This is a genomic window from Bradyrhizobium sp. HKCCYLS2038, assembly GCF_051167655.1.
Lineage (GTDB): Bacteria > Pseudomonadota > Alphaproteobacteria > Rhizobiales > Xanthobacteraceae > Bradyrhizobium.
The window spans coordinates 314718-337309 of the sequence record NZ_JBNPTM010000004.1 but is presented as its reverse complement, the minus strand read 5'-3'; the positions used below and the strand labels follow the sequence as shown (position 1 = coordinate 337309).

General features: G+C 62.1%; 11 protein-coding genes. 4 read left to right on the top strand and 7 right to left on the bottom strand.

Going from position 1 to position 22592, the window contains the following annotated elements:
- The first annotated feature begins 7 nt into the window (after positions 1 to 7).
- On the top strand, positions 8 to 10366 hold the full coding sequence (locus ACQR1I_RS19520; protein WP_434866175.1) for a calcium-binding protein: 10359 nt from the start codon (positions 8 to 10) through the stop codon (positions 10364 to 10366).
- A gap of 386 nt (positions 10367 to 10752) precedes the next feature.
- On the opposite strand, the gene ACQR1I_RS19515 is transcribed toward ACQR1I_RS19520, so the two are convergent.
- Positions 10753 to 11769 (bottom strand): aldo/keto reductase, encoded by a 1017-nt coding sequence (locus tag ACQR1I_RS19515; RefSeq protein ID WP_434866174.1) that lies wholly within the window; start codon positions 11767 to 11769, stop codon positions 10753 to 10755.
- A gap of 353 nt (positions 11770 to 12122) precedes the next feature.
- On the opposite strand from ACQR1I_RS19515, the gene ACQR1I_RS19510 reads away from it, so the two are divergent.
- Entirely contained in the window at positions 12123 to 12419 is a 297-nt protein-coding gene (locus ACQR1I_RS19510; protein WP_434866173.1) for an HU family DNA-binding protein, read from the top strand.
- 396 nt (positions 12420 to 12815) lie between these two features.
- On the opposite strand, the gene ACQR1I_RS19505 is transcribed toward ACQR1I_RS19510, so the two are convergent.
- Positions 12816 to 13355, bottom strand: coding sequence for a hypothetical protein (locus tag ACQR1I_RS19505; RefSeq protein ID WP_434866172.1), 540 nt, complete (start codon positions 13353 to 13355; stop codon positions 12816 to 12818).
- Between the two features lie 261 nt (positions 13356 to 13616).
- Here ACQR1I_RS19505 and ACQR1I_RS19500 point away from each other — a divergent pair, with 261 nt between their 5' ends.
- Positions 13617 to 14822 carry an MFS transporter gene (locus ACQR1I_RS19500; RefSeq protein WP_434866171.1) on the top strand — a complete coding sequence of 402 codons (1206 nt, stop codon included), beginning with the start codon at positions 13617 to 13619 and terminating at the stop codon, positions 14820 to 14822.
- 787 nt (positions 14823 to 15609) lie between these two features.
- Positions 15610 to 17307, top strand: coding sequence for a methyl-accepting chemotaxis protein (locus tag ACQR1I_RS19495; protein ID WP_434866170.1), 1698 nt, complete (start codon positions 15610 to 15612; stop codon positions 17305 to 17307).
- A gap of 25 nt (positions 17308 to 17332) precedes the next feature.
- Here ACQR1I_RS19495 and ACQR1I_RS19490 read toward each other — a convergent pair whose 3' ends face one another.
- From ACQR1I_RS19490 to ACQR1I_RS19470, 5 genes are all read right to left on the bottom strand, one after another.
- Complete coding sequence (locus ACQR1I_RS19490) at positions 17333 to 17794, bottom strand: NUDIX domain-containing protein (RefSeq protein WP_434866169.1); 462 nt, start codon at positions 17792 to 17794, stop codon at positions 17333 to 17335.
- A 4-nt stretch (positions 17795 to 17798) separates the two neighbouring features.
- On the bottom strand, positions 17799 to 19040 hold the full coding sequence (locus ACQR1I_RS19485) for a DUF763 domain-containing protein (protein WP_434866168.1): 1242 nt from the start codon (positions 19038 to 19040) through the stop codon (positions 17799 to 17801).
- A gap of 78 nt (positions 19041 to 19118) precedes the next feature.
- Positions 19119 to 20099 carry a homoserine O-succinyltransferase MetA gene (gene metA, locus ACQR1I_RS19480; RefSeq protein WP_434866167.1) on the bottom strand — a complete coding sequence of 327 codons (981 nt, stop codon included), beginning with the start codon at positions 20097 to 20099 and terminating at the stop codon, positions 19119 to 19121.
- 12 nt (positions 20100 to 20111) lie between these two features.
- Positions 20112 to 21416, bottom strand: coding sequence for an O-acetylhomoserine aminocarboxypropyltransferase/cysteine synthase family protein (locus tag ACQR1I_RS19475; protein WP_434866166.1), 1305 nt, complete (start codon positions 21414 to 21416; stop codon positions 20112 to 20114).
- 147 nt (positions 21417 to 21563) lie between these two features.
- A complete protein-coding gene (locus ACQR1I_RS19470; protein ID WP_434866165.1) occupies positions 21564 to 22535 on the bottom strand; it encodes an alpha/beta hydrolase in 972 nt (323 codons plus the stop codon).
- Positions 22536 to 22592 lie beyond the last annotated feature (57 nt).

Below are 22592 nucleotides of genomic sequence, written 5' to 3'. Positions count from 1 at the left end.
AGATAACATGACTATCGAACTGACTGACGAGGCGCGGTATGCGCTGCTGTGCGAGCATATCTATCGACGTAACGAGCAGTTAGATCAGTCGCTGAAACTTTTGGATATCTTACCTGGCCAAGCGAATCCGCTGAGACTGTCTCTGGGAAATGACTCCAAATACATCCTCCAGAATAGTGACAACTATATCTATTCAAAGCCCGGCGGAGCTAATGGCTTTGCTGCCATGGTCAATCAGGTCGGCGATAAATATGTCGTAACGATCCGAGGAACAGACACCGCGCTCGGTGCGTGGACATCAATTTGGGCGCAAATGTTGGCGGGAAACCAGCCGGTTCCACCTTCGGGTGACAACCTCTATAACGGAAAGATCGATTACGGTGACGCTTATACAAGCAGGAATCTTGGGCAGGGAACTGTTGATGTAACGCAGTGGGATGCAACGAAGGAGTTGGTCAGCTTTGTTTTGAACAACTTGGCCGGCGGAGTCGCTTCGAAAGTGGTCGTTACCGGCCAGTCATTGGGCGGGGGACTTGCCGGACTTGCCTCTGCTTATTTTGGTGTGCCAGGCTTCGTGTACGCGCCTGCGCCATATGCGGCAGAGTTGAATATTGAGGCGGCTCGGTCCGTGTGGTTGGACGAAAAAAACTCGTTCTTAAATTCTTATGGCTCGTACTTCACGAGCGAGTTTCTCAATTTAAGTATTGACGAGAAGGTGCGCATTCTGGTCCATGCGACGGTGGAGGGCTATCCTGAATCAATAGTCATATACTTGAAGAATCCAAATGACTTGAAAATTGGCCAGGTAGTCTCCGCGTTTTCGGCGGCAATGCAGCCCACTCTGAAAATCTATCAGGATAATCTCAAAGGACTAACGGTTCAAAGAGTTGGTGGTGAACTGCTTACGGCTACCGATACGACTCTAGGTAAACTGCTCTCTACTGTCTCAAGTCAGCTTAAGCCGGCAGATCGGACGTATGACATTGGCGCCGCTCATGATGAGGGGAAGCATAGTCCAGCGCTTCATGCTCTACTGGCATTGACAGACAGCAGCCCCACGAGAAAATTTGAGAACCTTCTTCGGGGCGATCAGATCTTGCGGTATAGCATTGTGGGGGAACCTGCATCGTCTGATCCGAAAATGAATGCTGTGTCTGCCGTTGCGGACCATGGACGCATTGGTTTGGATAAAGATCCAGCGACGAAGCTGCCCGCTGGTTTTACCTCCTACTTGATGGAGGATCTTCTTTCGAAGGCGTATCTCTCCGGCGGTGATTCGAATCTCTATAACTATTTTTTTGATCTGTTCGGCGAGATCGCCTCCAAGGGCGCGGCTGGTTCAGGTATCGGCAAAGACAGTAGACCGAAGACATCGCTGCATGACGGTGTAGTTAAGCTTGCACTGCAGGTGTTGCGGGATGCTGAGCAGGGTACGAATAGCCTCGATCAGGTGAGGGAGAGGCTCGGTGGAACATGGAATTTTGCAGGCGGTAGTAATGATGGCGCGCCATCCTCCGATAAGGTTGTTCTAAACGTCGATAAGATATCGTCCACGCAACCTGATCGGCTGGAAAAGAATGGGGAAAATCAGCAGCCGTTCGGCGTCCGTGACGTTAACGCGTTTGTCGCGGAAGCGCTATCGTCCGCTCTTAAGGCATCTGGGTGGAGTTCGACGGACGCCGGGCTGGTTGCGCTGTTTGGTGGAACAACGAGCGATATTCTCGGCGGCTCAAAGTCCGCCTCTCTCGATTGGCGGAGGCTCGTCGTCCAGGCGGGAGGGGATCAAGCTCTTAGTCACGACGTCAAGACAATGGAGGCGCAGGCCGACATTGGTGTGTCGCATGCAATCATTGGCGGCAAGGGAAATGATGATCTGAAGGGCTCGAACGCTGCAGATCTTATTGTCGGTGGCGATGGGCAGAACAAGTTTGAGGGCGGAGGCGGGCGCGATCTTATTGTTGGCGGCAGCAATCAAGATACGTACACGGCTCGCCCGGGCAATACAGCCGAAAGCTCGGTTGTTTTTGTGGGCGGGAGCGGCGTTGATACCGCGTCGTTCGGAGATGACTTTTCGAGGTCGGACGACTTCACCCTGAGCGGTCTGAAGCTCGCCAACATCAACCCGAGTTACGGGGTGACGGTCACGATCGGGAAGGACGGAAGGGCGGATTCGCTGATCGGCGTGGAGGATGTGTTCCTAAGCGCCAACAAGCACCACCTTAAGATTGAAGACAGTGCCCGCAATCAGACGAACAAGATCAAATTTCATGGCGATGGCTTGCCGGCCGCCGATCCGGGCAAGAGGTCCGATGCGCAGCCCGCGCCCGGCCGAGATGTACTCGACTTCGGCGACATGTCGGCTGGCGTGGCGCTGACCGCAGCCGGCGATGACGTGCGGTTCGACAATATCACTTTCTCCGGATTTGAAGAGATCAGGCTGACGTCGAAGAACGATACGGTCAGCACCAGTGCGGCCGGTCTGTTACTCGACCTCGGCGATGGGGATGACACGGTCAAGGCGACCGGCAAGGGCACGATCATCAAGACCGGCGCGGGCGCTGACCGGATCGAGCTGTCTCACAATGGCCAGACGCTGATCGAGGATGCGGACGCGTCCGATCGGATTACCCTGTACGGGCAGACGTTGACGGGGGCCGTGCGCTGGGGTGGGTCTGAGAGTGTCTATGCGTATGACACTTATCTCGACCGCTACTTTCACAGCAAGACGGGTGATCTGGTCATTTTGGATCGTCAGGGTAACGAGACGTTCGTTCCTCGCTTCAATTTCGACCTCGGTGCATCCAACCTCGTCGCCGGTTTGTACGTCATCGAGGTCACCTTCAAGACGATCCGTAGCAACATGTGGACGTATGCGTTCGAGACCGCTGCGTCCATGATTCAGGCCACCGAGAAGGTCGGACAAGCACTGTTTGGCTGGCCGCGGACCCATCGTAAGGACCCGCTGGTGCTCGATCTCGACGGTAACGGCATCAGCTTCACGATCCAGGAGGCGTCGAATGCCAAGTTCGACATCGACAAGGACGGCTTCGCCGAGCCGGTCGGCTGGATCGGAGGCAATGACGGTTTCCTGGTCCGTGACCGCAACGGCAACGGCGTGATCGATGACGTCGGCGAGATGTTCGGCAGCGACACCGAGTCCGGCTTTGCGCAGCTCGGGAGTCTCGATGGCAACCAAGACGGTAAGGTCGATGCGCTCGACAACGGCCTGGTCGACTTCAACGGCGATGGCTCAATTGATTCCAAGGATACGTTCGATTCGCTGAAGGTCTGGGTCGACGCCAATGAGGATGGCATCACGGATGCCGGCGAGCTGAAGTCGCTTGCGGACTACAATATCGTCGCGATCTCGACTGGTGCGACGCCGTCGACCTACACCGATGGTGCCGATACAATTTCCCAGACCGGAACCTTCATTCGATCTGATGGCACGACGGGGCTGGCGGCGGACGTGCAGCTCGAGACCGACAATTACAATACCAGATGGCTGGGCGACTCGACAGTCAGCGATGCCGCAGCGAGCCGACCGGACCTGAAAGGCTTCGGCACGCTGGCCGACCTGCACGTTGCGATGACCCTGAAGCCGAGCCTGATCAACGTTGTTGACACGGCCTTGCCGACCATGGCGATGGTATCGTTGTCTGCGCTGCGTGATGCTGTCCGTCCAATTCTGTATGCGTGGCAGGCGGCAGTGCCCGTCCCCACGGGAACGCCCGGCACCGAGGCGACTTCCGACTTCCATTTCATCGGTACCACTAACGAGAAGGGCGCCATCGTCTACGACTTCATCGTTAGCAAGTCGGATGATAAGGGCACCTTTTATGCTTATGCCAGCGGCCAGGCTGTTCGAGACGCCAATGGGACGCCTATCGAGCGTCCGACCCTGCAGCAGGTGCTAAACAGCGCGCCGCAGCAGGGCAGCTGGCAAACCTTGGCTGCGGCTGACGTTTCATTCCTTGAGCGGTTCACGGGAGAGAAGATCGGCTTCGGCATTCCGAACAACCCGAGCGCGGATGCGATCCTGCGCGTCTCCAATGCCGTGACCGCCGGCTGGAACGAGATCAACAAGCTCGCGATCCGCATCGCCATGCAGGGAGAGCTCAAGCCGTTCTTTGCCGGGATCGCCTACGACGTCGCGACCGACACGTTCAAGCCGACCACCGACCAGCAGTTCGCGCCGATGCTGCAGCAGATCTTCCAGCATACCCCGGCGGATTCCACGGCTGCGGGCAGCTATCTGGAGCATTGGAAGGATATCATCGGCATGATGCTGCCGGACTTCCAGCGCGACGACCAGGGCCGCCAGATCACCGATGCCTATCTGTTCGCCAATATCGTCAATGCGTTCGAGAACGTTCCCGTCAACCTCTCGCTGCAGGCGGTCGCCGACAAGCTGTTCTACATTCCCGCCTCGGAACTGGTGATCGGCAACGGCAATCTGACTGGCGGCGACGGCACGGACGACATCTTCTATCTCAACGCCTCCGATCAGGTCGTGCAGGGGAAGGGCGGCCACGACGCTTATGTGGTCGGTTATAACTTCGGCCACGATGTCATTCAGGACGTCTGGCAAGGGCTCGGCGGCAACCAGGAGGACGCGATCTGGTTCGCGCGCCTCAATGTCTCTGATCTTACCTTCGCAAGAAGCGGCAATGACCTCCTCATCAGCCAGAACAACACCGACAATCAGATCAAGGTGGTCGACGAGTTCCTTGGTCGTCGGCCCGGCTTCGTCACCGCGTTTCAGGACTTCGATACTTCGGTCGAAGTGATCAAGTTCGCCGACGGTACGACCTGGGACAAGTCCGACATCGCCAAAGCCGTGGGCCAGAACCTGCAGCCGATCGACGGCAACCTGATCGGAACCGGAGATGCCGACTATCTCTACGCCGGTCGTGGAACGACCTACATGTCGGGCGGTAACCTCGGCGATCAATACTTTTACGGCCGGGGTGATGGCCGAGTGACCATCCAGGACCATGAGGGCTGGATCTGGGGAGAAAATCTGGACTTTGTGAATTTCAGAGATGGCATCGACCAGTCGATGGTCTCATTTCAGCGGAATGGCGACTCCAACGATCTGCAGATCGTGATCAACGGCACGAACGACGTTCTCACGATCAAGAACCAGTTCGAGGTCGACTATGGTCTGATCAACACCATGATCGACCGGATCGAGTTCTTTACGTTCGCGGACGGCAGCTACGTCGGCTGGGAAGATATCATCAAGCAGTTTGACGCGACGGCCGGTACGGACGGTAACGACACGATCTACGGCTTTTCCTATGATGACACCCTCGCTGGCGGCAAGGGGGATGACTATCTGGCTGGCGGGATGAGCGGGGACACTTACGTCTATACGCGGGGCGACGGCAACGACACCATCTTCGAGGATGTCGATGTCCAGAGCGGCGGAAATGACACCCTGGTCCTCCATGGCATTGCGCCCGGTGAAGTGATTCTGACCCGCAACGGCAACGAGGCCATCCTGGCCTTTGCGGAATCCACGCCCGGGGCAGGGGACGCTGGATCGGTGCGGCTCCAACGCGAGCTGGACGACTGGTTCGGACAAGGCGTCGAGCAGATCAAGTTCGATGACGGAACGATCTGGAGCCGGAGCGATCTGCGCGTGAGGCTGCTTGCGCAGGCGACCACCGATGGCAATGACGTGATCAACGGCTACAATACGAATGACGTTCTCTACGGCGGCAAGGGTGATGATGTGTTGGCCGGCGGTGCCGGCGACGATACCTACATCTACAACCGTGGCGATGGCAACGACACCATCACCGAGGTCGTCTTTGGCAACTACACCACGATCGATACGCTGCGGCTGAAGGGGATCGATCCCGCGAGCGTTTCGTTCAGCCGCAACGGAAACGATCTCACGCTGATCATCAACGAAAGCGCGATCGGGGCAAATGATGGTGGTTCGATCCTGCTCAAGGATGAGCTGGGTGATTGGTTCAGCCAGGGTGTCGAATACATCGTGTTCGACGATGGAACGACCTGGGATCAGAATTATCTTCGCTCGACGGCCCTGGCGAGGGCCTACACGCCGGGCGATGACGTCATCGTCGGCTTCAACACCAGCGATATCCTGATCGGTGGACGCGGCAACGACACGCTGGACGGTGGTCCCGGCGACGACACCTACATCTATACAAGGGGCGACGGCAACGACACCATCACCGATGGGCCGGCCGGCAACTTCAGCACGTTCGATACGCTACGGCTGCATGGTCTCGCGCCATCGGACGTCACCTTGGTGCGTACGGCCGAAAATGACGTCAAATTGGTCTTCGCCGAAAGTTCCCCCGGTGCCGGTGACGCAGGTTCTATCCTCCTCAAGGGCAGCCTCAACGACTTCTTTTCGCAAGGCGTCGATCAGATCGTCTTCGACGACGGCACGGTCTGGAGCCAAGCCACGTTGCGGACGGCTCTTCTGGCGCAGGCAACTCTGTCCAATGATCCTACGATTGTCGGCTTCAACGTGGCTGACACGATTGTGGCCGGGGTTGGCGACCGATTCATGAGGGGAATGCAGGGCTACGATACCTATGTGTACACATCCGCCGGTGGCAACGATGTGATCGACGACGATAGTGGCACGCTTGTCATGCAGGACATCGCATCGACTGGGGTCACTCTGTCGCGATCTGGAAGCAGCAACGCCGTCGTCCTCACGGTGACCGGAACCGGCAAGACCGTGACGCTGTCCAACGAGTTCGTCGGCGAGTTTGACGGCCTTGCCGTGAAATTCTCGGATGGCGTGAGCTGGAGCAAAGGCCAGATTCAGCAAATGCTGCTTGATCAGGGGAGTGCGGCCAGCGGAGGCAGCATATACGGCTACTATGGTCGAGCCGACACGATCGTCGCAGGTGGGGGAGACAAGTATCTCAACGGCCTCAATGGGAATGATACCTACATCTACGGCTCTGCGGGCGGTAACGATGTGATCGATGACGACAGCGGTACACTCGTGATGCAGGACATCGCGTCGACCGGTGTGACGCTCTCGCGCTCTGGAAGCAGTAATACTCTCAACCTGCGAGTGGCCGCGACCGGAAAGACCGTGACGCTGGCCAACGAGTTTGTCGGCGAGTTTAGCGGCATTGCGGTCAAGTTCTCGGACGGCGTGACCTGGAGCCAAAGTCAGCTTCAGCAGCTCCTGCTGGATCAGGGGAGCGCCGCCATCGGGGGAAGCGTCTACGGCTACTATGGCCGGGCTGACACGATCGTCGCCGGTGGTGGCGACAAATACCTCAACGGCCTGACTGGAGACGATACCTACGTCTATACATCGGCGGGCGGCAACGACACCGTCGAGGACTACGGCGGCGTCAACTCGCTAATCATGCAGGACATTGCCTCCTCCGCCGTCGCGCTGAGCCGCAACGGCTCTGATCTCGTCATCGGAAACACGCTGACCGGAAAGATCGTCACTGTAAAAGGGCAGTTCACTGCGGGCACGGTGTCCAAGATCAACTTTAGCGATGGCGTGAGCTGGAACCAGCAGCAGATCTTGGACAAATTGGCAAGCATTCCGGTTGAGGATGCCACGACGTATCTGTTCAATCCGGGGGGTGGTGCGGTCACCCTCGCGAATTCGGTTACGACGATTCGGATGGGCGGCAACATCGTGCCCGCCGACTTGTACTTCCAGGCCGAGAACGGGGACCTGAAGATCAAGTTCAGATCCAGCTCCGACGTCATTACTGTCGTCAATGATCTCGTGAGGCAGCCGTGGGGTGTTTCGAGCGCGCTCCTCAGAATCAAGTTCGGCGACGGAGCGGAGTTGGCGCTCGGTCAACCGGCGGCAGGACAAGGTGCACCGCTGGCCTTCACCTGGTTTGGTAGCGCAGCCAATTACACGATAACCGGCAGCAGTTTCGGTTCGAACATCTACGAGGTCAGCGCCGCCGGAAAGGTCAATTTTGTCGACGTCAGCGCGGCCGGCTGCATCAACGTCGTGAAGTTCGACAAAGGGGCTCAGCTCGTCAACGTCCAGGCGAACAATTTCATCGGTCGGCTCGAGCTCGGGGCGCAGATCCAGGCCAAGGACGTTTATTGGCAGACCAACAGCTATGGCGATCTGATCCTGAAGCTGCGCGGCGATGATGCTGACAGCATCAACGTCTGGGGCGACATGCACCTGACAACCGGGATCGTCAGCAGCGCGATCCAGGCGGTGAAGTTTGCAGACGGCACCTTGCTCGACATGAGCCACGGGGCACAGACGTTCACCTGGCTCGGCAGCACCGCCAATTATACGCTCAACGGCACAAATCTGGGGACGAACGTCTACGAGGTGACGGCCGGAGGGATGATCAACTTCGGTGATTCCGCTGCTGCCGGCGGCATCAACGTCGTGAAGTTCGACAAGGGGGCGCAACTCGTCAACGTCCAGGCGAACAACTATGTCGGCCGGCTTGAGCTTGGATCTCTAATCAAAGTCAACGACGTCTATTGGCAGACCAATGGCTATGGCGACCTGATCCTGAAGCTCCGTGGCGATGATGCCGACAGCATCAACGTCTGGGGTGACATGCACCTGACGACCGGTATCGTCAGCAGCGCAATTCAGACGGTGAAGTTTGCGGACGGCACCGTGCTCGATATGAGCCACGGGGCGCAGACGTTCACCTGGCTCGGCACCACGGCCAACTATACGCTGAACGGCACCAATCTGGGTACGAACGTCTACGAGGTGACGGCCGGAGGCAAGATCAACTTCGGTGATTCCGCCGCGGCCGGCGGTATCAACGTCGTCAAGTTCGACAAGGGGGCTCAGCTCGTCAACGTCCAGGCGAACAATTTCATCGGTCGGCTCGAGCTTGGGGCACAGATCCAGGCCAAGGACGTTTACTGGCAGACAAATAGCTATGGCGACCTGATCCTGAAACTCCGTGGCGATGATGTCGACAGCATCAACGTCTGGGGCGACATGCATCTGACGACCGGCATCGTCAGCAGCGCGATCCAGGCGGTGAAGTTCGCGGACGGCACCTTGCTCGACATGAGCCACGGGGCACAGACGTTCACTTGGCTCGGCGCCACGGCGAACTATACGCTCAACGGCACCAATCTGGGGACGAACGTCTACGAGGTGACGGCCGGAGGGAAGATCAACTTCGGTGATTCCGCTGCTGCCGGCGGCATCAACGTCGTCAAATTCGACAAAGGTGCTCAGCTCGTCAACGTCCAGGCGAACAATTTCATCGGTCGGCTGGAGCTTGGGGCGCAGATCCAGGCCAAGGACGTTTACTGGCAGACCAATAGCTATGGCGACCTGATTCTGAAGCTCCGTGGCGACGATGCCGACAGCATCAACGTCTGGGGCGACATGCATCTGACGACCGGGATCGTCAGCAGCGCGATCCAGGCGGTGAAGTTCGCGGACGGTACCTTGCTCGACATGACTCACGGGGCACAGACGTTCACTTGGCTCGGCACCACGGCGAACTATACGCTCAACGGCACCAATCTGGGGACGAACGTCTACGAGGTGACAGCCGGGGGGAAGATCAACTTCGGTGATTCCGCCGCGGCGGGCGGCATCAACATCGTGAAGTTCGACAAGGGGGCGCAACTCGTCAACGTCCAGGCGAACAATTTTGCGGGAAGTCTGGTGCTGGGGCCACAGATCTCGGCTCAGGATGTCTATTGGCAGACCAACGCCTATGGTGACCTGATCCTGAAGCTGCGCGGCGACGATACCGACAGCATCAACGTCTGGGGGGATCTCCAAAGCACGAATGGAATTATAACAAGCGCAATCAAAACCGTGAAGTTGGCTGACGGCTCGACGATAGAGATGAGCCACGGACCGACGAGCTTTACCTGGATTGGAACTGCTGGCGCGTCCGTGGCCGGGACGGGGTACGGGGCCAACATTTTCGAGATGGGCGCCGGCTCTGAAACGTTCACGGGTGGGGACAAGAGCAAAGGTGGAAGCGGCAACAACACCTACATTGCTTTCACCGGGACTGGCCAAGCGGTGATCAATCCGAACGAAGCGCCAGGCTCGTTCAATGAGCTCGATTTCGTTGGCGGCATCACTGACGAGAACCTGTGGTTCATCCAGTCCGGCAACAATCTCAAGATTGATCTACTTGGAACGAATACGAGCGTGACGATCAACGGCTGGTTTTCCAGCAGCTCAAATCAGCTGCAGGAGATCACCGCTGGCGGTCTCAAGATCGACAGCCAGATCTCTCAGCTGGTCCAGGCCATGGCGAGCTATTCCGCCAGTCACGCCGGCTTTGACCCCACCAGCGCGAGCGTCCAAGCTGCACCGAACGACGCGGGGCTGCAAACTGCCATTGCTGCCGCATGGCACGCCTGATCCGACGAGGAACGGTGCTGCGCGACATACGACTTCTCCCTTGAGCAAGGGAGAAGTCGTAGGGCCTTGCTGCTGCGGCCTGCCGGGTAGGCACGTCCGGCCGCCGAGTTCGGGCCTGGGTCAAGACTTGGCTCCAACGTCACAGAGCATCCCAAACTGGTTCTCCGGGTACGGCAGGCTGTTCGTTCGTCTGGACGTGGTCGGGTGTTGCTCCGAGGTCCGCCTTTGCTCAAAGAAATGGGGACGTTAGGCTGCGATGTCTACGCCTAGACACGCTGTAGTACGATCGCTTGCGAAGAGAAGTTTTAGGTTCGAATCCTCTCCCACCGCCAGCGCCTCAGTGAAGACGATACCCCCATTGTGGATGCGGGCGAACGTCCCAACCTTTAGCCCATCGGGTAGAGGATCTCCTTCGATACTGCGTCGATCTTGGTGAGGATATCCGCGTCCAGCGTCAGGTCGGCGGCCGCCAGGATATCGTCGAGCTGGTCGGGATGGGTCGCGCCAACGATGGTCGAGGCGACGAAATCATGTTGCTTGCTCCACGCTGTGGCCAGGGTGACCACGGAGATCCCGGCCTCCGCGGCGATCATGGCGAAGCGCTCGGTCGATGTCAGGGTCTTGTCGTTGACGAAACGTCGCGCCATCGTTGCCTGACGGCCGCCGATTTTGAGATAGTTGCTGAAACGCGCGCCCTCCGGCAGCTTGCCGCCATTGTACTTGCCGGACAACACGCCGCCGCCGAGCGGCGAGAACGGAATCAGGCTGATTTCTTCCTTGCGGCAGGCCTGCGCCAACTCGTCCTCGAAGCGGCGATTGTTCAGGCTGAAATTGTTCTGGATCGTCTCATAGCGCGCAAAGCCGCTGCGCTCTGACGTCGCCAAGCTCTTCATCAGACCCCAGGTCGTCTCGTTGCTGCAGCCGATGATGCGGATCTTGCCGGCCCTGACCAGATCATCGAGCGTCTCCAGCGCATCCTCGTAGCGGGCGCCGTGATCGGGCCAATGCGTCTGGTAGAGGTCGATATAATCGGTGTTCAGCCGCTTGAGGCTGGCCTCGAGCGCGCGGGTGATGTTGTGGCGGTCGAGCGCCGTCATGCCGCTGCGCTGGGCGCCCTTGATCCAGCCGTGACTTGGGCCGCAGACCTTCGTCGCCATGATGATCGCGTCGCGGCTCTTGCCCTTCATCCAGCGGCCGAGGATTTCCTCGGTTCGGCCTGCCCACTTCTCGTCCGGTGGCACCGGATAGTTCTCGGCGGCGTCGAAGAAGTTGATGCCGGCGTCGAAGGCCTTGTCCAAAATCCGAAAGGACGTGGCTTCGTCAGCCTGGTTGCCGAACGTCATCGTCCCCATGCAGATCTTGGAAACGACGATGGGGCTCCTGCCCAGGCGCTTGGTCTGCATCAAACTTCATCCTCGATCGATCCCTGCAGGCCGTCGTTGGACTGCTTGTCCCGGCTGCACGGATTTGCAACGTCGCGACAGGGTAACCAGCAATGGATGTCGCCGTCTACCATTGTCGCAGGGGGCATCGTGCCGGGCGCGCAACGCGATCCAAAAGCACATGACGGATCGGTGTTGCCGTGCGCCGAGCGAGAAGGTGAGACTCGAACTGTCGCTTGCGTTTGGGGTGGCCGCGGGTTTAAAGCGCGGCTGAACCGCAGCTGTCGGCATCGTGCGGAAGCGCGTCCTGTCCAGCCGCGCTCTGAGCAGACGCCCTGATAGCTCAGACTTGCTGAATTCACGAGGATGCCAACATGGCCAAGATGACCAAGACCCAACTGATCGACGCAATTGCAGATGGCACGCAGATCACCAAAGGTGACGTGAAGAAGGTCATCGAGTACATGGCGACCGTCGGCTACAAGGAGCTGAACGAGTCCGGCGAGTTCGTCATTCCTGGCTTTGTCAAGATGTCGGTCGTGAACAAGCCCGCGACGGAAGCGCGGATGGGCATCAATCCGTTCACGAAGGAGCCTATGCAGTTCGCCGCGAAGCCGGCAAGCAAGTCGGTCAAGGCGTCACCGCTGAAGGCTGCCAAGGAAGCCGTTTAGTAACGATCCAGGAAGCGATGACATCCGCCGGCCGCTGAGCTCGCGCGCTCCCGTGTCGGATCGGCCGTCCGGACTGCCGGCTGCCGTGGTCGGCGCCGCGGCCCGGTTGAGCAGGGCGAAGGCGGTCGCTGCCGTCGTACCCTTGAGGAGTCCACGACGAAAGATGTCGTAGGCGGGCATCGGTCGGCTCCCCTGGCCGGTAAGCACCAACCGATCGTGATGGGCGTTCCAACGGAGGTCGGGTTTGCGTATGGCTCTCGCAATTAAAGGAAAGTGCCATATCCTTTAATTAGGACGATCCCTAATTAAAGGATTGGAGATAGGGCGCCCCCTCTGCCCGGATCGTGAACACGATTGTCCGCCGGCAGCGTGAGCCGACGTCCCCTCCCGATAGCACTAGCGGATAAGGGTTTGTGGCGGACAGCGCGCGTTCGAGCAGCCGGTCTCCTCGTAGAAGCGCTGAACTTCCTTCCTTGGATATTTCGAGCAGCGGAGCGATTTGAGGGTCTTGCAGGACTGCAGCGGTCGCAAGGATCGATCGTCCGGGCACACGCCGAGCAATTCCAGATGTCGGAGGGATTCGAGTCCGGCGAGCGGCGCCAGTGACTCGACAGTTTGGACTTTGCCGCTCGCATCCCAGCTCGGCAAAGTGGCCAGCGACAAGGCTGTGAGGTTCGGCAGGCGTCCGAGTGGCGCAAGATCGCACACGCCCGGAAAGTGGCAGATGCTGACGCTCTCAAGCTGCTGGCATTGAGAGATCGGATCAAACACCGCGTCGGGATAGGCGAGGATCGCCAGCTGTTTCAGGTTGCTGAACGACGGCAGAAAGCTGAAGCTGCGAAAGCCGAAGTTCCAGATTTTGAGAGCGGTGATCCCGTCGGGATTGTCGATGCCGGGGAATGCTGGTGACTTGTCCTTGACGAAGGCAACGAACATGCAATGTCTCCGCGGCGCTCTCAAGTTGATAGCCCTTGGTCGGGCGGTCCGCCACCCCGCCTCGGGATCATCATCGGCGTCTTTCCCGTTGTCTTCGACCGGCGAGCAGGCCTGAAAAGGGCTGACCGGAGCGTCCCCGCCAGCCCCCCGTCCGCGGCGGGCCGCAATTCCGAAACAGCGGGGCTGGCGGGGTCCGAATGCGCTAAGACTAGCCGGGCGCCGAGTCTCGGCTCCGCCTTCCTGCCGTACCCACATCCCAAAATGCCGCCCGTCATCGCCGACCCTGCCATTCTGCGCGTCCTGATCGTTCTGGCCGTCACCCAGCTGATCGCCTGGGGCACGCTCAGCCTGCCGGCGGTGATCGGCCGGGCCATGGCGGCGGATCTGGAGATGGACCTGACCGCGATCTTCGCCAGCACGACGGTGCTGTACATGTCGATGGGGCTGTGCTCGCCGCTGCTGGCGCGGCCGTTCGTCAAGCAGGGCGGCCGCCGCGTCATGATCGCGGGCACGGTGCTGGCGGCGCCCGGCTATGTGCTGCTGTCGGTCGCGCAGGGGCCGCTGACTTATTATGCGGCCTGGCTGCTGCTCGGCATCGCCGGCAGCGCAACGCTCTCGACCGCCTCCTACATCGTTCTCAACGAGATCGCCGGGCCGCGCGCAGGCCGCGCCATCGGCGCCCTGATGCTGGTGACCGGCCTGTCGAGCAGCATCTTCTGGCCGCTCACCTCGGCGTTGTCGGCCTATGTCGGCTGGCGCGGCACCTGTCTCGTTTACGCCGGCCTGCTGCTCGGCGTGTCGCTGCCGCTGTTCGTGTTCCTGCTGCCGCGTCGCGTTCACGACCATCTGTCGCCCGGAGCGGGCGCGGCCACGCCCACCCCTGCAGCCACGCCGGCGCGCAGCACCTTTTATCTGCTGGTCGGCGCCTCCGGCCTCAACGCCTTCGTCGCCTTCGGCATGGGCGCCGTGCTGATCGAGCTGCTGAAGGCCGAAGGCCTCTCGCCGGCCGAGGCGATCGGCTTCGGCTCGATGCTGGGCGTCATCCAGATCAGCGCCCGCGTCGTCGACTTCCTCGGCGGCGGCCGCTGGGACGGCATCGCCACCGCCATCGTCGCGGGACTGGCGCTGCCGGCGGCGATGCTGCTGCTGATGCTGAGCCATGGCTCCCATGTCGCGATCGCGCTGTTCATGCTGATCTACGGCCTCGGCAGCGGCGCGCTCGCCGTCGCGCGTGCGACCATGCCGCTGGTGTTCTACGACAAGGCGGCGTTTGCCAGGGCCTCGGCGCAGATTGGTCTGCCGATGAACGTGCTATCAGCGGTGTCGGCGCCGATCCTGGTCGAACTCCTGACCCGTTACGGCAGCAATGCGCCTCTGGCGCTCAGCCTGGTGTGCTCCTGCGCCGCCGTGGCGATGCTGCTGCTGTTGCGGCAGCGCCGGCCAAAGCGGGTGGCAGCGTCGTTGTAAGCCACTGAGTCGCCCGTCGGGCAGCCTGCGCGACCGGACAGGGAACGTCGCCGGGGCTCAATCGCGCTGCGCCGGACAACGAAGTTTGTGCGATCCGTCAGAGACATCAGGACCTCCGGCCCGGGCTGCACAAATTTTGACATTTCGCTTTATCGGAAATCATGGTTGTCTCAACGCGTCCCGCCTCATCGACGAGGGGCGCTGCGCATCGTCAGGAGCGTTGGGGTGGGATGTGATGGACGTGCTGATGCCGACTGACGAGTGGCACCGCACGGACGGCGAAGTCGCGTGGTCCTGATACCCCGACGCTGGTATCCCGCAAGAGCAGGCTGACGCGTGCTGTTGCGCACGGTGGCCAACAAGCCCGGTGCACCGAGGAGAGCGCGTATAAGCCGTAAACCGTCGCGCAGGGAAGGCCGGGCAATCCGGCTGAGCCTGTGGTTCCTGCCCCGTGCATTTTTCTCGCACGGGGGCCGCAGGAATCAGCCGATGCCTGGTCTTCCCTGCACCCTCGATGCGTCGAGGGAACTTTCTTGCCAAAGCTCGGACGCCGGCCGCGTCGCGACGATGCGGAGCCGTGCCTCGGGCCGCAGTCATAGTGTCATATGTTATCTGCTCCATGCGCTTCGCAGAGAATTTCGGTTGTTGTCTGCGGTGAGTTCGCGCAATCAGATGTATTCTCGTCCCAAAGACTAATTAGTCCCGGCACAGCGGCGGATGCACGAATAGCAAACCATTAATGTGCGCTTGGTATCGTGCATACAGTCCACGCAACGAGAATCAGAAAATGCGACACCTGACTGTCTATCAACGTCTGGCGGCGATCATCGCCGTGATGTCGATCGCACTGTTCGCCGTCTCCGCCATGCAGATCCTGATGCTGCGTGGAACCGTCATCGAGGAGCGGCAGACCATGGTCCGCAATCTCGTGGAATCGGCCGTCAAGGTGTTGAGCTATTATGACGCCGCGGTGACGTCCGGAAAGATTCCGGCGGAGCAGGCGCGGCAGCAGGCCTTCGCCGCGATCGGCGCGATGCGCTGGGGGCAGTTCTCCGACTATCTTGGCGTCTATGGCACCGGCGCATCCGACGCTGGCGTGACCTATGTCCACGCCAATCCGAAATACATCAACGTCAACCGCTGGGAATACAAGGACTCCACCGGCAAGCTGCTGATCCAGGACATCGTGCGCGCGGCGCGCGCCGGCGGCGGATTCGTCGAGTACAAGGTGCCGCGCGCCGGCGGAACCAACGAACTGCCGAAGATGTCCTATGTCGGCGCCTATGGCAGCGGCGACAAGATGCTGGCGATCCAGGCCGGCGTCTATGTCGATGACATCGACGCGGTCGTCTCTCAGCGCGCGCTGTGGGCCGGCATGGGCGGGCTCGCGGGGCTGATCGTCGCCGGCATGGTTGCGTTCTGGCTCGGCCGCGGCATCGTCGTGCCGCTCGACCGGACCTGCGCCGTGATGGATGAGCTGACCAAGGGCAATCTCGGCTGCGAGGTGCCGTACACCAGCCGCCGCAACGAGATTGGGCGCATGGCGCGCAGCCTGCAGATCTTCAAGGATCACCTCGCCGAAAGCGACCGCATCAGGGCCGAGCAGGAGCGATCCAAGCAGCAGGCGGCCGATGAGCGCCGCGCGGTGCTGGTGCGTATCGCCGATGATTTCGAGCGTTCGATCGGCGGCGTGATCCAGACCACGGCGAGTGCGGCCGGCGAGCTGCAGGCCTCGGCGCAGTCGATGTCGAGCATCGTCTCCGGCACCAGCGATCAGAGCGCCAAGGTGGCCGGGGCTGCCGAGCAGACCGCCAGGAACGTGCAGACCGTCTCGGCGGCGGCCGAGCAGCTGTCATCGTCGATCCAGGAGATCGCCAAGCAGGTGACGCAGTCGTCGTCGATCGCGCAGAACGCGGTGGAGCAGGCGACGCGGACCGGATCGATGGTCGAACGGCTGGTCCATGCGTCGCAGAAGATCGGCGAGGTGATATCGCTGATCCAGACCATCGCCGGGCAGACCAATCTGCTGGCGCTCAACGCCACCATCGAATCGGCGCGCGCAGGCGAGGCCGGCAAGGGCTTCGCGGTGGTCGCCAACGAGGTCAAGGCGCTGTCGGCGCAGACCGCCAAGGCGACCGAGGAGATCACCAGCCAGATCGAGTCGATTCGCGAGGCCACGACGTCGACCGTCACCGCGATCCGCGATATCGGAACCACGATCGGCCAGATGAACGAGATCACCGAGACCATCGCGGCCGCGGTCGAGGAGCAGGGCGTCGCGACCAAGGAGATCGCGCGCAGTGTGCAGCAGGCGGCGCAGGGCACTCAGGGCGTCATGCAGCACATCGTCGGCGTCCGCGAGGCGTCCGGGCAGGTCGGCGCGGCGGCGGCGCAGGTGCTGAGCGCCGCGGCTCAGCTTGGCAGCCAGTCGGATCAGTTGAAGAGCGAGACCGGCCGCTTCCTCGGCAACGTCCGCGCGGCCTGAGGCCGAGGCGGCGGTCGGTGAGCGCTCACCCGCCGTCGATCGCCGCGAGACGATCGAGCAGCGCGGCCTGCGCCGGATTGATGCGCGCCCGCGCTTCGTCGAGGTCGAACCAAGCGGCGCGATCGACCTCCGGGAAGCGCTGGCGACGGCCGCTGCGCGGCGGCCATTCCAGCTCGAAATCGTTGCTGACGATGGCGTCGGCATCGAGATCGATCTCGGTGGCAAAGGCCTCGACCACCTTGCCGCCGCGCTGTTTGATCTCGCCGAGTGGAATCAGTGGTGCGGTCAACTCCGTGCCGAGCTCCTCGGCGAATTCCCGGCGCGCGACCGCCTCAGCATCCTCGCCGGCGCCGAACTCGCCCTTCGGGATCGACCAGGCGCCGAGATCCTTAGTTCGCCAGAACGGCCCGCCGGGATGCACCAGCAGCACCTCGAGCCGGCCATTGGTTCGGCGAAAGGCGAGCACGCCCGCGCTGCGCGCCGGCATGCCGTCATGCCTCGCCGGTGCGCTGGATGAGATCGCGCTCCCAGCCGAACACCGAGCGTCCGTCGAGATCCGGCGACGCCGCCCGCTCGGTCGCGATGAACGCCTCGAGCGATGGGCCGGTGGCGGTGCGCTCCAGCCGGCGCGCCTGATCGTCGAGCCGCTTCAGCGCCGCCAGCGTCTCGTCGCGCCCGAGCCTGGCATGGCCGACCGCCGACTTCAGCACACGGATGGTCTCGTCATAGATCTTGATCGGCACCGGATAGGGATGGCGATCCTTGCCGCCATGCGCCAGCGAGAACCGCGCCGGATCCGCGAAGCGATACGGCGCGCCGTGCACGACCTCGGCGACCATCGCGAGCGAACGCACGGTGCGGGCGCCGACCCCGGGCGTCAGCAGCAGCTCGGGGAAATCGACCGGGCCGCGTTCGGCCGCCGCAGCCAGCGTTCCGTGCAGCCGGCGGGCGAACACGTCCTTCGGCCTGACGTCGTGATGAGCGGGCATGATCAGATGCGGCAGCAGCGCCTGCGCCGGCTGCGGCGTGCTCAGCCGTTCGAATTCGGTGACGACGCGGTCGGGACCGAGCTCGGTCAGGAGCTCGAGCTGGGCATTGCGCGACGGTGCGGCGCGCTTGTCGGTGAGATTGACGATCTCGCCCTGGGCCGGGCCGTCGATCGCGCTGTGCGGAGCGTCGACGAAGTCGGCGAGTTGCTGGGAGTGCCAATGATAGCGCCGCGCCTGGCGCGCGTCGCCGTTCATGCCCTGCTGTACGACCGTCCATTTGCCGTCGGCGGTGACGAAGAAGCCGTGCAGATAGAGATCGAAGCCGTCCTGTACTGCGGCGCTGTCGACCTTGGCGACCAGCCTGCTGGTGCGCACCAGACCTTCGCCGTCGAGTCCGAGCCGGTCGCTGAGCAGGCGCAGCTCGTCGGGCGTCTTGCGCGAATGCTCGCCGCGGCCGCCGCAGACGTAGATGCCGAGTTCTGGAGACAGCGGCTTCAGTCCGCGCTTCAGCGCGCCGATCACGCTGGTCGTGATGCCCGACGAGTGCCAGTCCATGCCCATCACGGCGCCGAACGACTGGAACCAGAACGGGTGCGACAGCCGGCTAAGGAATTCATCGCGGCCGTAATGATGCACGATGGCCTGGGTGATGATGGCGCCGAGCGAGGCCATGCGGCTGCCGAGCCAGGCGGGGACACGCCCGGAATGGAGCGGGAGATCGGCGCTGCCGGTGCGTCGGGCCATCGGAACCTTGCCAGGGAGGTGCGTCGCGCCAATCTAACAGATGGCGTGCCGATGCGCGATCGATCTGGCGAGACGCTGCTATTCGCCCTGGCCGAGATGGCCGATCCAGTTGTGGAACAGCACCGTCGCGGCACTTTCGGCGGCCAGATCAGGCCGCAGCGTCAACCCCGGCAGCTCGGCCGCCAGGGTCGGATCGCGCCTGTCCTTGGCGCGCCGCTCGAACGCGTTGAGCACCGTCTCGGTCTCGGCGCTGAAATAGGCCTTCGGCAGCCGCGGATAGTCGTCGCGCTGGCCAGCGAGGAAGCGCGCGATGTCGCGCATGTATTCGCGCTGCAGGGAGAGCGCGTCATATTCCGGGTGGCCCTGGAAGAACACGAACCGGCTCGGCATCGAGCGCGCGAAGATGTCGACGCCGACGTCGTCGGAGCGGGTCAGGATGTCGTAGCCGCGCGCCGCCAGCAACGGCTCGTTGACAGCGTTGAGCCGCGAATGCGGCACCTTGAGCGGGGAATGAATGTCCTGCGTGAGCCAATCGTCCCGCACCTTCTCGCAGTCGAAGACGCCGGAGCATTTGACGGCCAGGCGCTGCCGCTCGATGTCGTCGAGATGCAGCACGGCGGCGTGGGCCGCGAGGCAGGACCAGATCGTCGAGCGGGTGTTGGTTCTCGCCCAGTCGATGAGCGAGGCCAGGTCCGACCAATACGGCTCGTCGCGCAGCTGCGCCGCGACCGGCTCGGCCCCGGTGACGATCAGCCCGTCGATGCCGAGGCCCTCGATGCGGTCGATGTCGGTGTAGGACTGGGCGATGTGATTCTTGGCGGTGTTCGCGCGCGCGATCGAGGGCAGCGAGAAGCAGTGCAGGCGGATGCGGACGTTGCGCGGCGCGGCGTGCTGCAGCAGCCGGGCGATCTGAACATCGGTCGCCTTCAGCGCACTGTCCGGCATGTTGTTGACGAGCCCGATCGTGAGCTCGACCGGCCGCCGCGTGCGGCCGTCGAAGTCGGCGGGCGCGAGGGCAGGGCTCGTGATCCTGCGATGCCGGTCGAACAGCAGGGTCATCGGCTGACGGCTCTATTCCGCTGCGTCCAGCTGGCGCTGAGTAGGACAGGCCGTTGCGAGCGCCTGGTCGAGATCCTCGATGATGTCGTCGATGTGCTCGATGCCGATCGAGAGACGAATCGTCTCCGGCAGCACGCCGGCCTTGCGCTGGTCGTCCGGCGGCATCTGCCGATGCGTGGTCGAGGCCGGGTGGCAGGCGAGCGATTTTGCGTCGCCGATGTTGACGAGACGCGTGATCAGCTTCAGCGCGTCGTAGAACGCCTTGCCGGCCTCCATGCCGCCCTTGATGCCGAACGTGAACAGCGACGACGCGTTGCCGTCGAGATATTTCTGGACCAGCGGGTAATAGGGGCTATCGGAGAACCCCGCGTAGTTGACCCAGGCCACGCGCGGATCGTTGCGCAGGAATTCGGCGGCCTTGCGCGCGTTCTCGACGTGGCGCTCCATGCGCAGCGCCACGGTCTCGATGCCCTGCAGCAGCAGGAAGGCGTTGAACGGCGACAGCACGGCGCCCATGGTGCGCTGATAGACGCTGCGGGCGCGCTGGATGTAGGCGCTGCGACCGAAATGTTCGGCGTAGATCATGCCGTGATAGGACGTGTCCGGCTCGGTGAAGGCCGGGAAGCGGTCGGCATGGTCCTTCCAGGGAAAATTGCCGCTATCGACCAGCATGCCGCCCAGCGTGGTGCCATGGCCACCCAGGAACTTGGTCAGCGAATGTACGGCGATGTCGGCGCCGTAGTCGAATGGCCGCAGCAGGATCGGGGTCGCGACCGTGTTGTCGACGATCAACGGCACGCCGTTGCGATGCGCGACCTTGGCCAGCGCCTCGATGTCGCAGACATTGCCGGCGGGATTGCCGATGGTCTCGGCGAACACGGCCTTGGTGTTCTCGTCGATCAGGCGCTCGATCGCATCGGGTTGATCGCTGTCGGCGAAGCGGCCGGTGATGCCTTGACGCGGCAGGATGTGTCCGAGCAGTGTATGCGTCGTGCCATAGAGCTGCGGCACCGAAACGATGTTGCCGCCGCCGTCGGCGAGATTGACGAATGCGAAGTGCAGCGCCGCCTGGCCGGTGCCGACCGCGAGCGCGCCGACGCCACCTTCGAGCTCGGCGACGCGCTTCTCGAGCACGGCTGTCGTCGGATTCGAGATGCGGCTGTAGCGATAACCCTCGACCTCGAGGTTGAACAGGGCAGCGCCGTGATCGGCGCTGTCGAAAGCGTAGGCGGCGGTCTGATAGATCGGAACTGCTACCGCCTTGGTGGTCGCCTCCGGCTCGTAACCGGCGTGGATTGCAATCGTCTCATTGCGCATCGGCGATCTCCAACCTCGCTGTTGGTTCAGCGAGCTGCACGTCATCCGCGAGTACCGATGTTGTACGGGGGCAGGCGTAAAGCGGTCCATAATTCGCGACAACAGCGACGAAATAACCCTAACGAGATGTGGTCGATAAACGTCGAATTAACGCGGTGCCGGAACCTGCAGGAGAGACCGAAGCTGGCGGCCGATCAGTTCGAGCGTCGGCTTGGCCTGCGGCAGCAGGGCGCCGAGCGCATGGAAATTGTGCACCATGCCGTCGTGGCAGACGTGAGCGACCGTGACGCCCGCGTCCTGGAGCCGCGCCGCGTAGGCATTGCCCTCGTCGCGCATCGGATCGAACTCGGCTGTGTGGATCACGGCCGGTGGCAAGCCGACCAGGACAGGATTGCACAACGGCGAAATCACCGGCTCATCGAGGCGGACGTCGGCGGGCAGGTAGTCGGCGAGGTCGGCCTCCCATGTGGCCTTGTCGAGCAGATAGGCGGCTCCGAACAATTCGCGCGACGGCCATGGTTTTGAGAAGTCGAGCACCGGGCAGATCAGGCATTGCGCCGCGATCCTCGGCCCGCCGGCTGCTGCCGCGCGTTGGCACAGGAATGCCGCGAGCGTGGCGCCCGCGGAATCGCCGCCGATCACGACCCGTTCGCTGTCGATCCCGAGCAGAGCCGCGTGCCGGACGACGAACTCGAGCGCGGCAAGGGCATCATCCACGGCTGCAGGGCATTGATGTTCCGGCGCCAGACGGTAGTCGAACGAGAGCAGGCGGCAGCCGGAGGCTGCGGCGAGCGCAGCGGCGACCTTGTCATGCGTCTCGATGCTGCCCGCCACCAGCCCGCCGCCGTGAAAGTAAACGAAGCCAGGGAGGCGCGCGTCGGCGTGCTGCGAGGCGAGTGCGCCGCCTGAGCCAGGCGTGTACATGCGGTACCGCAGGGACCCCGCTGCACCATCGCAGCAGCCGTCGCTCGTCGCGACCGGGCCGACATCGTTGCGCGAGAACTGCATCAGCTTCGCGAGCGAGAGCCTGCGCTGCTCAGGGCTCGGCCGCTCCCGCTGCTTCGGCGCGGTGGCGGCGACCATCGAAAGCAGGCGCTGGGCGCGCGGGTCGAGCGGCATGGGGGTTCCGGATTAACCAAGGCTGCGGTCATTGTGTCAGCCAACCGTGAATCGATG

Coding starts and splice junctions, on each gene's coding strand:
- ACQR1I_RS19520 (WP_434866175.1), top strand. CDS start 8: ATGACTATCGAACTGACTGACGAGGCGCGGTATGCGCTGCTGTGCGAG.
- ACQR1I_RS19515 (WP_434866174.1), bottom strand. CDS start 11,769: ATGCAGACCAAGCGCCTGGGCAGGAGCCCCATCGTCGTTTCCAAGATC.
- ACQR1I_RS19510 (WP_434866173.1), top strand. CDS start 12,123: ATGGCCAAGATGACCAAGACCCAACTGATCGACGCAATTGCAGATGGC.
- ACQR1I_RS19505 (WP_434866172.1), bottom strand. CDS start 13,355: ATGTTCGTTGCCTTCGTCAAGGACAAGTCACCAGCATTCCCCGGCATC.
- ACQR1I_RS19500 (WP_434866171.1), top strand. CDS start 13,617: ATGCCGCCCGTCATCGCCGACCCTGCCATTCTGCGCGTCCTGATCGTT.
- ACQR1I_RS19495 (WP_434866170.1), top strand. CDS start 15,610: ATGCGACACCTGACTGTCTATCAACGTCTGGCGGCGATCATCGCCGTG.
- ACQR1I_RS19490 (WP_434866169.1), bottom strand. CDS start 17,794: ATGCCGGCGCGCAGCGCGGGCGTGCTCGCCTTTCGCCGAACCAATGGC.
- ACQR1I_RS19485 (WP_434866168.1), bottom strand. CDS start 19,040: ATGGCCCGACGCACCGGCAGCGCCGATCTCCCGCTCCATTCCGGGCGT.
- metA (WP_434866167.1), bottom strand. CDS start 20,099: ATGACCCTGCTGTTCGACCGGCATCGCAGGATCACGAGCCCTGCCCTC.
- ACQR1I_RS19475 (WP_434866166.1), bottom strand. CDS start 21,416: ATGCGCAATGAGACGATTGCAATCCACGCCGGTTACGAGCCGGAGGCG.
- ACQR1I_RS19470 (WP_434866165.1), bottom strand. CDS start 22,535: ATGCCGCTCGACCCGCGCGCCCAGCGCCTGCTTTCGATGGTCGCCGCC.